Source organism: Pseudoxanthomonas jiangsuensis, from assembly GCF_010093185.1.
Lineage (GTDB): Bacteria > Pseudomonadota > Gammaproteobacteria > Xanthomonadales > Xanthomonadaceae > Pseudoxanthomonas > Pseudoxanthomonas jiangsuensis.
Map to the genome: position 1 here is coordinate 1 of NZ_PDWL01000088.1, position 734 is coordinate 734.

Consider the following 734-nt stretch of genomic DNA (forward strand, 5'->3'; position numbering starts at 1 on the left):
GATTTGCCGGCGTGTGCGGCTGTTTTTGCGGCATCGGGCCGGGGCGAGCCTGCCGGGGACGGCCATTTGAAAAGGGCGAGGATGTCGGGGATGTGCTGCACGGCACTCTGCGCGCCGCCTGGCGGGTCGCCCGTGGCTCGGTGCGCCGCAGGGCGGGCAGCGCCCGTGCGCGGCGGAGTGCCCGCGTCCTGGGGCGACTGCCGGCGTGCGTGCGCCTGGGCGAAGGACGCAACACCGGTCCCACGCGCCTGGTCAGCGTGCTTGCGGTCGCGCTTGAGTAACCAGCTTGTGCCGGCCATGTCGCACAGCCGTTGGAAGTTGAGCCGGCGCACGCCCGGCTCGCTGCACCACCCGTCGCGGCCTTCGGCGTCTTTGGTGTGCCGGCGCACCTGCTTGGTGGGGAATGCCCAGCCAAGGCTCACCATCATGTCGATCGAGCGTTTGGCGCGTTCCAGCTCGGCGCCGGTCTGTGCGCCATAGGCGAGCTGGGCGAGGTCTCTGAGGGTATATCGCTGCCAGGGGCCGCCGCCCTGGCGCGGCTTGCCCACAAACCCGGTGCGCACGTCGGCCAGGTAGAGCAGGGCGACGGACATGGCCAACAGTGATTCGGCGCCGTCCTTGCGTAGAGCGCGCACCCGCGTCAGCGCCTTGTCCAGGGCATAGCCGGCCACGATGACGTTGCGGCTAATCCGCATCCACAGCGAGCCTCGCCGTTGTTCCAGGCTCCGCACCAA

Annotated in this window: 1 pseudogene; it reads right to left on the bottom strand. The window is 70.0% G+C overall.

The annotated features are described in order from the left end of the window. Window positions 1-65: 65 nt before the first annotated feature. Window positions 66-734 (bottom strand): annotated as a pseudogene (locus tag CSC62_RS17395) (hypothetical protein); the annotation flags it as partial.